The sequence below is a fragment of the Bacillus mesophilum genome (assembly GCF_008923265.1).
In the GTDB taxonomy this organism is placed as follows: domain Bacteria; phylum Bacillota; class Bacilli; order Bacillales; family Cytobacillaceae; genus Cytobacillus; species Cytobacillus mesophilum.
Window position 1 is genome coordinate 288,535 of the sequence record NZ_WBOT01000003.1, and the last position, 12,005, is coordinate 300,539.

Genomic DNA, 12,005 nt, shown 5'->3' on the forward strand with positions numbered 1-12,005 from the left:
GAGGATTCTTTATTCAATGCAAAGTATTCAGTGTATTTTCATGTCACTATTAATTATTTATTCATTCTGTTCTATTAAAGTAAATCTGAGGGGGCTATTTCATTTAGTGCTTCCTTATTAGAGCTAATTTAAGCTCATAGTAATTATTATTAATGATTTTTTATGAATGAAATGTATAATGATAGAGGGGAATAAGAAAAAAGTACTACGGTTGACGGATCGCCGTATGCAGTGAAAGCTGCCTGTACGGTGAAGGCTCGTTATAATACTGAGAAGAATAAGGCGAGAATAGCGAAGTAGTAAGTAACGATACAGCAATTAGGGTTGTTAATAATCTGGCGCATGGTATTGTTGGGACCTTGCATAATGATATAATTGTAGCAATCTTTTCGATAAACGATCCAATGGGAAAAGTCTCTGGTTTGAGAAGTATAGTTCAAGTAAATGATTCAAAAGCTAGTTTCAAAATAGTCTCTGCTTCTTCTGACATCACAACAGAAACACAATTCAATAGTGCCACAGAGGTTGAACCAGAACATCCTGTATACAATGAACAAAACAGTGCTTCGTTGGTAAAAGTTGTTGTAAAAGCTGAGGACGGAACAGTAAAGATATATACAGTTGGTAACGGAGCAAACTAAGCTTCAGGTCTAAACTTTAGAATTGCTTCCTACATTTCGTTATCACAAAAAACCTCACCATAACCGGTGAGGTTTTATTATGTCAACTCGGTTGAATTTAAAATGGCTGGTGTGGTGGAGAAGATATTCTAATTAGTTATTTTTCGGAGCAGAGATCGAGCTCCTTGCTGAGATTTTCTCTATATAAAAGAATAACAAAACACAGTTAATCCCAATAAAATCAGCCCCTAAATCATACCAATCCGCTCCCCGGCCAAAAAAAGGCTGCAGCAACTCTGTGATGATGGCAAAAAGGATTGAAATAACCAAAGTTAATGTAAATCGAGGGATATTTTTAAATAATAGATATGTAAATACTGCAAACATGAGCGCGTGCCCAGTCAATTCAAAAGCACTCGCCTGTATTAGAGGGTAGGCAGGGAAATACAGAACAGCTGAGGGATTGGGGTCTATATAAAATGATATGTTCCCTTCTATAAAGAATGCAGCTACATTATTTGTGAAAAGACCTATGCACATCACGATCACCCAAAGTGTTAAACCTATTTGTTTCATCTTAATCCGTCAACTCCTGGCATATTATAAATACCCATTATGAACAGAATGGAACGAATTTAGACGTATTAGTCGCAAGTGCAGCTTCCTTGTAAACAAAAAGTGAACCGTTGACTGGTTCACTTTTTGTTTAGGAAGAAATTACTCTTCTTCGTTGTCATCCATTTTTTTAAACACGTCGAAATTGTACTTACCGTTTTTTTCTCGAATAATTGGATACTGTTTAGGAGTTACAGTAGTGCTGATATCATTTACTTGAATACCATTCTTTTTGGTGGAATCTAGTAAGTTCTTTCCATTAAAACGCCTGATGTTGAACGTAGATTCTTTGATATTAACAATAATGGTGCAGTCGTTGCTAAGAAAGACTATGGTCTCGCTGCCAATGCTATTGGTGTCAATAATATGTTTTGGGTTAAACCATATGCATTCATCACTCTTTGGCGAGTGAGTAGGAAACATACAAACTTCCTGGTATGCGTTCACGATGATGGGTGTCATATACCCTTTTCCAAGTATGATGCGGGCACTCTTTGTTGCGCCTTTCAAATCTGAGCCGACAGAGGTGAGGGTGTATTCGAGGACTTCTAAAGGTGTCATACGAACTAAGAAGGTCTTATTACCTTCTATCACTCGAGTGTATAAATGTCCGTACATGTAGTGCTCACCTTTAATTAAGCTAGTAAGGTGATTAACTGCGTAACGATCAATAATGTTCATTATTCACTCTCCTATTTAGTATAAAACCTTTGAAAAGTCTCTAAAGGCTTGTAAAGCCAACTACATCCTAGGCTGCGGTCATCAACTGCGTTTTCATGATTGAATCATTTCTTGTATACATTCCACCACCTTTATAACTGCATTGCATCTGGACTAGCTTTCTTTTGTTCTATGAATGGATAAGGCATATATATGTAAGATTGTGTTCCTGGCTATATGAATAAGCTAGTCTAAATGTCTTATGTCTAACATACCAAATTTTACCTCGTAAATTAGTTACAATTTTGTGAAAATATAGACGAATCGAGAGGGGGATTGTGCGGTTTGTTTGGGGATGTTGGGTTGTGTAGTCTGACTGGTCACAGTGACGCCCCGAAGCGCCCCGAAATACATCGATTCTTGTCGATTACGCTACATATCTTTTCAGTTTGTAAGGGGGAGGGACCTGTCACTACGAATCTTGAAACGGCATGTGAACCTATAGAATGAAAGTGGGTTAAGGAACCTGTCCCCTTCAACCCACCCTAGCGAAGTGGGTTGAAGAACCTGTCCCCCCAACCCACACCCCACCACCGCCAAATGGGTCAAACAACCTGTCCCTGAAACCCACTCCAATACTCCAAAAACGCCCGCGCAGGCAGTGGCTTGCTATAATGGTATCCCTGAATCTCATCGCAATCCCATTTCCGAAGACATTGCAGCTGTTCAGCCGTTTCGACTCCTTCTGCAGTAGCTTTGATGCCTAAATTTTTGGCTACTGATACTAAGGATTGGACGATTGCGCCGTGACTTTTATTGCCCGGCAGATCGCGAATAAAGGATTGATCAATTTTAATTCGATTTAATGGAAATTTCGATAAGAAAGTTAAAGATGTATATCCTGTACCGAAGTCATCCATGGAGACCTCGAAGCCTAGTTCTTTTAAAATACTGATTTTCATCTTTGTTAATTCTGTGTTTTCAATTGCTAGACTCTCGGTGATCTCGATATCTATTTTTTCTGCAGGAACGTCGAACTCTTTTAGACTGCTCATTAAGAAAGGGATGAAATTAGGATCAATAAATTGTTTGGGTGAAATATTGATCGATAATTGAAATTCGATAGGAGCTTTTTTTGCCCATTCACTATATTGACACAGGGCTCGACGAATAATCCAGTTGCCTAGCTGAATGATTAAGTTTGTTTCCTCAGCCAAAGGAATAAAATCTGCTGGGCTGACAAATCCTTTTGTAGGATGGTGCCATCGGATCAGTGCTTCTGCACCGACTATTTTTGCATCCTTTGCACTGTGTTTAGGTTGGTAATGGAGCTCAAATTGCTCCTCTTCAATAGCAATCTTTAATTCTTCAGTCATGGTAATTTTAGATATCATATCAATCTCTAGAGATTCCTTGTATTCTGAGTAATAATTCCTGCCGGCTCTTTTGGCAGCATACATGGCCATATCTGCATGTTTGATTAATGTATCATAATCTTGACCGTCTTTTGGATAATAGGTAATCCCCATGCTTAGAGTGATTTCTTTAAACTGCCCTTCAATTTCAAACGGAATCTGCATCACCAGCTGAATTTCTTCTGCGATCTTTTTTACTTCTTCATTCGTATGTACATCCGTTAAACAGACCAAAAACTCATCCCCGCCAAGTCTGCCTATGAGTCCTTTCTTCTTGACCGTCTTTTTTAATCTTAGAGTTATCAGTTTCAATAACGTATCTCCAGCCGAATGGCCGAGATGATCATTAATATCTTTAAACATGTCCACATCAATGAGGATAGTCGCAAAAAATGGGCTTTTTTTCATTTGCTCTTTTACTTCATTAGATATTGCCCTTCGGTTCGGAAGCCCGGTGAGCTCGTCATGATAAGCCAAGTAATTTACCTTTTTTTGAGTTTTATTTTGTTCAGTTACATCCTGAGCAATCGCATAAAATCCTGTGATTGAATCGTTCACTTTAATATGTGTGGCGGTTACTCTCAGATTAACCACTTCTTTATTTTTCGTAAGAATAAAGGTCTCGAAACAGACACTGCTGCCCTTCAATGTTTCACGAACGAAACTCTTTATCTTTTCCATTTCACCTCCATATAATATATCCTCAGCTCTTAATTGGAAAATTTCTTCTAATGTATAGCCTGTTAAAAGAAGCACAGATGGATTAACATCTTTGAAGTTTCCTTCCAAATCCACAATAAAAATGGCATCTGGATTATATTGAAACAATGAGCGATATTGCTGTTCGTTTATCTTTAATTTCATATGCTGTTCTTCTGTTAAGCCATGCTGGTACATGAGCTGATGTTCAATATAATTGATGGTAATCATGAATAAGACAAGCAAACTGGTTAACGAAATGATCGTCATGGGGAAGTTTAAGTCATCCACCAAACCTTCTATAAAAACATAAAGAGTTGAAGAATAAGCAATGCTGTATACGGTGAAAAATAGGGAACTCTTTGCATATGTATTTCGCTGATTTAACAAGAAGCGGTCTATATGAAGATGCTCAAAAATTCTCGCCAAATTATAAGTGGTAGAAGTTAAGAGAACAACTGTATATGTAAAATTCTGAGGCGTTACATCAATCGGGATAAAATAGACGTTTTCTAGCAGATACACAATATACAGGAGAATAAAAGAAGCTACTATTCCGCTTAAAATCAGATAAGGAAGGATTCCCTTCTTCTTATTGGTTTCATCTTTAGATGGCTTTAATGCCACTTTTCCAATCACACTCAAAAGCCAAAAACTGATAAAGCAAAATACAACTGTATAAAAACTATTTTTTACCGTAAGGATGAAACTGACATCTGATAGTTTTAATAGTTTCATATTTAAAAGTGTAATATAGGGAATTATTGAAATAATAAAACCGCATAATACCGCTAAAAACAGTGTATACAAAACCTCTGGCATTTTCCTTCCCAAACTCATTTTTGTCGAATACAGATTGAGATTCAGCAGCGACACACAAATGACCGAACACACAACCAAAAACAATATAAGACTCATCATGGACTTTCCTCCTATTTCTTAGATGCTAAATCAGTACTTTAGACCTGTGATGATTATATATTATTTTGGAGGAAATTGGTGTTTTTGGGCATTTTGGTGGGGTGGTTCGGGGGCGTAGTCCGGGCATGGGGCGCGGCGTGGTTCGGGGCGTCACAGTGACGCCCCGGAATGCCTCGGAATTTGTCGAAAATAGAAAAACCTCACCAATTGGTGAGGTTTTTATGAAGAAGGGTTTATTTCATTGAAACTGGTAGCTTTTGAGAAACAGGAGAGTATTGATTGCCACTTCCATCTGCATCAACAATCATTGTAACTTCATATGGCTGCCCTTGTACAATATTTGTAGAGGCTCTTCCGCGTATTTCATTAGTGGTATTTACATTTGTTAATGTTAACGTTTTGGAGTCTTCGCTAATTGTAGCGTTAGCAACAGTTAGCTCTGAAATTTTAGTCCAAGCACCATCTAACAAGACCATGTCATTCGCATCCCATTGAAAGTTAGCCTGGAAAATGATACTTCCATTTTTAAACTCTGTAGTTGGTTTAAAAGTAGATGTAAAAATACTTGTAGTTGTTGCGCCTTCGATCAAAGAAAATTGTCCTGCTGTTGGGACAGTTACTATGCTATTCTCGTCTTATAGCTTTCTTCGCTTTATAACGAGCCTTCACCGTACAGGTGACTTTCATCACATACGGCGATCCGTCAACTTTAGTTCTTTTGTCTTATTTCCCCAAACCTAATTATACAGAGATCTTCCTTTTAAGCTATAACCAAAATAAGGTAACTAATTGTCTAACTACCGAGAGTACCTCTATATGAAATAATGGGTCAAGGTTCCTGTCCCCATAACCCACAGATTCATCGACATAGTTCGGGGCGTTTCGGGGCGTCACTGTGACGCCCCGAACTACTACGCCCCGGATTTAAGATCTTTATTATGCTCCACCCAATATTCTATAAACGCACTAGCCGGCAATGGTTTGCTATAGAAGAAACCTTGAATCTCATCGCATTCCCACTCACGAAGGCATTGCAGCTGATCCTCGTTTTCTACTCCTTCTGCTGTTACTTGGATCCCAAGGTTTCTTGCTATTGATATCAAAGATTGGACAATAGCGGCATGTCTTTGATGGTTGGGAAGGTCTCGAATAAAGGATTGATCAATCTTAATTCGATCTAATGGGAATTTCGATAAGATCGTTAAGGATGTATAGCCTGTGCCAAAGTCATCCATCGTGATTTGCACACCTAGATCTTTGAGAATTTTAATTTTTTCAATGGTGAGTTCGGTATTCTCAATCGCCAAACTTTCGGTGATCTCAATATCTATTTTGCTGGGAGAAACAGAGAATTCCTTCAAGCTTTTCATAAGAAAAGGAACAAAGTTAGGATCAATGAATTGCTTGGGAGATATATTTATGGATATATGACACTCGGTTGAAGCACCTTTTACCCAATCACTATATTGCTTAAGCGCTTGTCTAATAATCCATTTGCCTAATTGAATGATTAAATTTGTTTCTTCTGCTAAAGGGATAAAATCACCAGGACTGACAAAGCCTTTAGTAGGATGCTGCCAGCGTATCAATGCTTCTGCACCAACAATTTTCTTATCCTTAGCACTGTGTTTAGGTTGATAATATAGTTCAAATTGTTCTTCTTCAATCGCAACTTTCAATTCCTCATACATTGTGATTTTGGAGAGCATATTTTCCTCTAGAGATTCTTTATACTCTGAGTAATTATTGCGGCCAGCTTTTTTTGCAGCATACATGGCCATATCTGCATGTTTAATTAATTTATGATAGTCTTGTCCATCTTTCGGATAATAGGAAATTCCCATACTTAACGTAATTTCCTTCTGCTGTCCTTCTAAATGAAAGGTTTTCTGCATCTCTAGCTGAATCTCTTCTATTATTTTTTTTACTTCATTAGCGTTTGTGACCTCGGTTAAACAGACTAAAAATTCATCCCCGCCAAGTCTGGCAATGAGGCCATTTTTCTGGACTGCATATTTTAATCTCATGGTAATTAATTTTAATAACGTATCCCCAGCAGCATGACCGAGATGGTCGTTAATATCTTTGAACAAATCCACATCAATTAGTATGGTCGCAAAAAAGCTGTCTTTTTTAATCTGGTCGTCTACTTCTTTATATATTGCCCGTCGGTTCAGTAGTCCGGTGAGTTCATCATGGTATGCCAAGAAGTTTACCCTTTTTTGAACTTTATTTTGTTCTGTAACATCCTGGGCAATGACATATATGCCTGTAAGAGAATCATCGATATTGATTTGTGATGCTGTCACTTGGAGATTTACGATTTCTTTATTTTTAGCAATGATAAAGGTCTCAAAACTAATGCTGCTTCCTTTTTTTATCTGATGAAGTAATATACTTAATTTCTCGGTTTCATCCTTATACAATAACTCATTTATTTTGAGTTGCAGAATTTCCTCTGATGTGTAGCCTGTTAAAGGGAAAACGGAGGGGTTCACTTCTTTAAGATTCCCTTCCAAATCTAAAATGAAAATAGCATCAGGATTGTATTGAAATAATGATCTATATTGCTGTTCATTTATTTTTAATTTCATATTTTGACTCTCTACAAGGCCATGCTGATAGATCATTTGGTTTTCAATATAATTGATGGTGATAATAAACAATATAAGCAAGCTGCTTATAGCAATGAGTGCCATAGAGAAGTTTAATCCGTCAACTAGACTTTCTATAAAAAGATAAATAGTAGAAGCGTACGAAATGCTAAATACGATAAAGAAAACAGAACTCTTTGTATAAGTGTTTGTTCTATTGAACATTAATCTGTCTATATGAAGGTGCTCGAAAATCCTTGCAATATTATAGATCGATGCTGTTAAGAGTACGGCAGAGTAAGTAATAATTTTTCCGTTCATATGAATGGAGATAGAATAAACGCTCCCTAGTAAATAATGTATATAAAGTAAAATAAAGGCGGCAACCATCCCGCTTAATAAAAGATAGGGGAGAATTCCCTTCTTCCGATTGGTGACGGCTTTTAATGGATTTATAGTGAATTTTCCAATTGTATTCAAAAGGAAGAAGGTAATGAAGCTAAAAATATAGGTATAAATACTATTCTTTAAAGTAAGAAATATACTTTCATCTGATAGTATAATGACTTTCATACTTAAAAGAGATATGTAGGGAATAAAGGAAATAATAACGCTGCTTAGGAGAGCTAAAAATAGCATATAAAATACCTCATGCAACTTCTTCCCAGCACTTGCACTTGCTGCATAAATATTTATATTCATTATAAAAACACAAATCACACAGCAAACAAGTAAATAAAATAGTAAATTCACCATGGACGATCCTCCTGATCTTAGATGCGTAAGTGGTACTTTTGTCCTTAGCACATTATATAATTAATTTAGTAGAATATGGGGTGGAAGATTGTTCCTGTTTGGTTTGTGCGTCACAGTGACGCCTCGGAATTTGTCGAACGGTGTTGGGGTCTAAATGGTATTAGTAAACGAAAAGAAAAACAAGGCCGAATGGGCTGAGGAACCTGTCCCCAAAACCCATCCTCAAAATAAAAAAGCTAACATCTGTTAGCTTTTTTAAGATTCAACCTTATCCTTCATAAAAGACTTGGAAAGAGTTTTTAAGATTTCGGCATTCAGTTCAATGTCATGTTCATACGCATATTTAATGGCATATCCTAATCCGAGTGTCATACTGCCGGCTATGCCTGCACCTGCCACAGAGCCTGCGCCAGGAACAAATTTCACTGCTTGTCTGAATAAGCTTTTGCCTATATTCCCTGCGAATGTTGCGATGGCCAGTTCTTTTGCCCGATCTTTAGATAGCGGCTTTTCGTATAAAGTTGCTAGCTTTACCATTAGCCCCACTTGAATACTGGTAAGCGGAATAATATCTGAACCAGGAAGTGGCATGGCGCCTACTGCACCAGCAGATGAGGCAGCTGCTAGGATCCATTTGTTCGCTGTCGAAGACTTTTCTTTGATTTGCCTGGCAAAGAGAATGTCTTTATTTTTTTCTTTAAGGATATCCAAGATAGCATTTCTAAGCATATCAACATTTTGCCCAGTTCTTGAGGAAATCGGTGTCACTTTAAAATCGTAGTTTGTTTTATCTTGTACATATTTTACAAGATTAGGAATGTCCTCAGCAGCATCTATTTTATTCAAAACAAAGATGATATTCTTGTTTACTTTTCTTATACTATCAAAATGCTTCTTTTCACCTTCGGAAAACACCGTTCCTGCAGCATTTAAGAAAAATAAGATGACATCTGCCTCTTTATAAAACTTCAGCGTTTCTTCGGAATTTTTATGATTGATATCATCTAATCCAGGTGTGTCAGCAAATATGATTTTGTCTTTGTATGGATACTTCTTTACAATGACAGTTTCTCCTGGCTCGGCTCCAACAGAAGCGACTTCTTCTCCAATTAATCGGTTTAATGTAGAAGATTTCCCTGCATTTACATCACCAATCATGGCAAAAACAATTTCTTTCTCAAGCTGATCATTTACTTTTTTCATCTCATCATCATAGGCTTTGTTGAAATCATTTTCATTGAATTTAAAATCTGTCATATTCGTCACTCCTTTTACAAAATTTTAGCAAATATGCTCGAAATTTGCACTTGTCACAGTTACGCCCCGGAATTTGTCGAAAAAAAGAGCCTTCCCGTCTAATGGGAAGGCTCTTTTCAACCAAGCGAGAAACGTGGGTCAAGGAATCTGTCCCTCAAACCCACAGAGAAATGGGTCGAGGAACCTGTCCCCAAAACCCAGCCTAAACCCACTTATTCCTGCTTCGAGTCCAACACTCTCCTGCCCCAAACCCCTGCACGCTTATGAACTACAACAATAATAGCTGCGGTAATCAGAAGAACGATTGGTGTGACCCATGGCAATCCAGAGAAGGCCAGTATTGGCGCAAAGGTGATGATGGCGACTTCTACCGGAACCATGCCGATATAGGCCAAGGCATAATCATCAATGGTTTTGCTTTTTAATTCAGGATCAACGATGCGCAATAATGCTAGGCCCATTGCGACTGTTCCTGTACTCCAGCCCCAGCCAAATAATGATTTCTCAAACCAGTAGTTTCTAAAAATGTTCGGTCCAATAAAACGGAACATGAGGTAAGCCCAAATGATACCGAATACAAATAGTAAAATCAGTGGAACAGCATAATCAAGAACGACCGTTAAATTAATCGAGGCGATTCCGCTCACAACTAAATAATCTGTAGCACTTCCGCCGATCCGATCCATCACACGCTGGTCGATGTAGGAATCTGCTTTTGTTTTACGCATAACAAATTGGAAGAGTAGCCCGACCACAAAGGCAACACTCAGCAATGGAATCGAAATGACCGGAATAAGCTCGCCGAGTCTTTCTGTCAGCCAGTAAGCTGCACCAACTACAAAAAATATGATCGAAATATGCAGAACTAAAGGATCAATAGCACTAGGAGAAAAGGTTTCTGTACCCATATGTACGCGTTTTGAAGCGGGGATTAGCCCTGTACGCAGTTCAGTTGGAAGGTCTTTGAAGCTGGAAATAAATTGTGTATGTCCTTTTTGTGTTCCTCTTTTAACAAGAATAAGCCCGCCGATGACAGCTACTAATAGACCGATCGTGGCAGATGTCATGCCAAGTGTCATGGCTTCGTCCCAGCCATATTGTGCGAAACCATCTCCAATGGCTGCGGCTGTTCCATGCCCGCCCACAAAGCCGGCTCCTAAAATGATTCCAAATCCGCTAGGCAAGTCTTGAAATACTTGGTTAATGACAACTAGACCAAAGAGAGCACCACCGCCCCACATCAATGTAGTCAGAAGCATGGAGTAAGACCACATTTCCCGAACTCGATGGATAATTTCTCTAATTTGTACTTTCGCAGCGCCGATTGGAATGGCTGCAAAAATAAAGGCGATTAATAATCCTGGGTATGATGAAAATTGATCGGAAAATGGCAGCAGATCTGCGCCGAATGGACCAAGAGCTAGTCCGATAAATCCTCCAATAATACTAGCTGGCAAGAACAACGCCTGCAGGAATTTAACCTTCGCTCTTAAAATGGTTCCAAGTAAGATCAACCCGGACATCAAACTGAAATCAACTAAAAAACCCCAAATTGTGAATTCTGTCAAACTGACTCCCCCTTTTATGTAAACTAGATTCACTTTTAAGTATACATTATTTTATTCGGGGCGTCACAGTGACCACCCGAAAAATCGTGGTTTTTGTCGATATTCCTCCATGTAATGAAGATTTATTCTCTAGCTTAGAGGAGATAAACTGTTAGTGTTGAATGTATAAGCTAGGCTCCCCAATTAGTTGTTTCCTTTTTGATAAGTTTCATGTTAAAAAATTCCCAGCAAGTTTAATCAAATTTAATATTTCAAAAAGGATGTGGAAACAGTTTAATGCCGTACAAAAAAAGAATATATGTACCAGAATGTCATTATCATGTTGTGAGCAGAGGAAACCGCCGGGATCCTTTGTTTATGGACTGGGAAGATTATGATGCTTTCTTTTACAATCTGGACGACATTTACGAAAAATACCCCTTCGAAATTACCTCTTATTGCCTCATGAACAACCACTACCACCTGCAGCTCCGTTCTCAAGTCATTTCCATCAGCAAATTAATGGCCCTGATTAATAAGAAATACGCAAACTACTACAATGCGAGATACAAACTGACAGGCCATGTGTATGAAAAAAGATTTTTTGATGACATCCTGGTTGACCAAAGATCGATGTTAGCGGTCAGCCGCTATATTCACCTGAATCCAGTAGAAGCTCATATGGTGGAGAGTCCTGATCAATATCCATGGAGTAGTATGCAATACTTTATGACTGATATGGAAACACCGCGCTACCTAAATATTGACTGCATACTAAATTATTTCGAGGGTACTAAAGAAGAAAAAAGGGAGCAGTATTTTCAGTTTTTGAAAGAGAATAATCAAGGCTTACGAAGGATTTCACATAAAAGTAAAAATGTATGGTCAGACAGATGAGATTGACTAGTATTTTAAGGGGAG

Annotated in this window: 9 protein-coding genes; 2 read left to right on the forward strand and 7 right to left on the reverse strand. The window is 38.1% G+C overall.

Features of this window, described 5'->3' with window-relative positions; all coding sequences use genetic code 11:
- Positions 1–422 precede the first annotated feature (422 nt).
- Entirely contained in the window at positions 423–641 is a 219-nt protein-coding gene (locus F7732_RS11070) for a hypothetical protein (protein WP_151573925.1), read from the forward strand.
- Between the two features lie 132 nt (positions 642–773).
- On the opposite strand, the gene F7732_RS11075 is transcribed toward F7732_RS11070, so the two are convergent.
- From F7732_RS11075 to F7732_RS11105, 7 genes are all read right to left on the reverse strand, one after another.
- Positions 774–1,196, reverse strand: a complete 423-nt coding sequence (locus F7732_RS11075) for a VanZ family protein (RefSeq protein WP_151573926.1) — start codon at positions 1,194–1,196, stop codon at positions 774–776.
- Between the two features lie 141 nt (positions 1,197–1,337).
- On the reverse strand, positions 1,338–1,916 hold the full coding sequence (locus F7732_RS11080) for a competence protein ComK (protein WP_151573927.1): 579 nt from the start codon (positions 1,914–1,916) through the stop codon (positions 1,338–1,340).
- Positions 1,917–2,500: 584 nt separating this feature from the next.
- Positions 2,501–4,930 (reverse strand): EAL domain-containing protein, encoded by a 2,430-nt coding sequence (locus tag F7732_RS11085; RefSeq protein WP_151573928.1) that lies wholly within the window; start codon positions 4,928–4,930, stop codon positions 2,501–2,503.
- A gap of 233 nt (positions 4,931–5,163) precedes the next feature.
- Positions 5,164–5,520, reverse strand: coding sequence for a hypothetical protein (locus F7732_RS11090; protein ID WP_151573929.1), 357 nt, complete (start codon positions 5,518–5,520; stop codon positions 5,164–5,166).
- A 321-nt stretch (positions 5,521–5,841) separates the two neighbouring features.
- Entirely contained in the window at positions 5,842–8,280 is a 2,439-nt protein-coding gene (locus F7732_RS11095) for an EAL domain-containing protein (protein ID WP_151573930.1), read from the reverse strand.
- A gap of 255 nt (positions 8,281–8,535) precedes the next feature.
- A complete protein-coding gene (locus F7732_RS11100) occupies positions 8,536–9,537 on the reverse strand; it encodes a GTPase (RefSeq protein ID WP_151573931.1) in 1,002 nt (333 codons plus the stop codon).
- A gap of 212 nt (positions 9,538–9,749) precedes the next feature.
- Positions 9,750–11,105, reverse strand: a complete 1,356-nt coding sequence (locus F7732_RS11105; protein WP_151573932.1) for a sodium/glutamate symporter — start codon at positions 11,103–11,105, stop codon at positions 9,750–9,752.
- 276 nt (positions 11,106–11,381) lie between these two features.
- Between F7732_RS11105 and F7732_RS11110 the strand changes: the two genes are divergently transcribed.
- Positions 11,382–11,981, forward strand: a complete 600-nt coding sequence (locus F7732_RS11110; RefSeq protein WP_151573933.1) for a transposase — start codon at positions 11,382–11,384, stop codon at positions 11,979–11,981.
- The last annotated feature ends 24 nt before the right edge of the window (positions 11,982–12,005 follow it).

Coding starts and splice junctions, on each gene's coding strand:
- F7732_RS11075 (WP_151573926.1), bottom strand. CDS start 1,196: ATGAAACAAATAGGTTTAACACTTTGGGTGATCGTGATGTGCATAGGT.
- F7732_RS11080 (WP_151573927.1), bottom strand. CDS start 1,916: ATGAACATTATTGATCGTTACGCAGTTAATCACCTTACTAGCTTAATT.
- F7732_RS11085 (WP_151573928.1), bottom strand. CDS start 4,930: ATGATGAGTCTTATATTGTTTTTGGTTGTGTGTTCGGTCATTTGTGTG.
- F7732_RS11095 (WP_151573930.1), bottom strand. CDS start 8,280: ATGGTGAATTTACTATTTTATTTACTTGTTTGCTGTGTGATTTGTGTT.
- F7732_RS11100 (WP_151573931.1), bottom strand. CDS start 9,537: ATGACAGATTTTAAATTCAATGAAAATGATTTCAACAAAGCCTATGAT.
- F7732_RS11110 (WP_151573933.1), top strand. CDS start 11,382: ATGCCGTACAAAAAAAGAATATATGTACCAGAATGTCATTATCATGTT.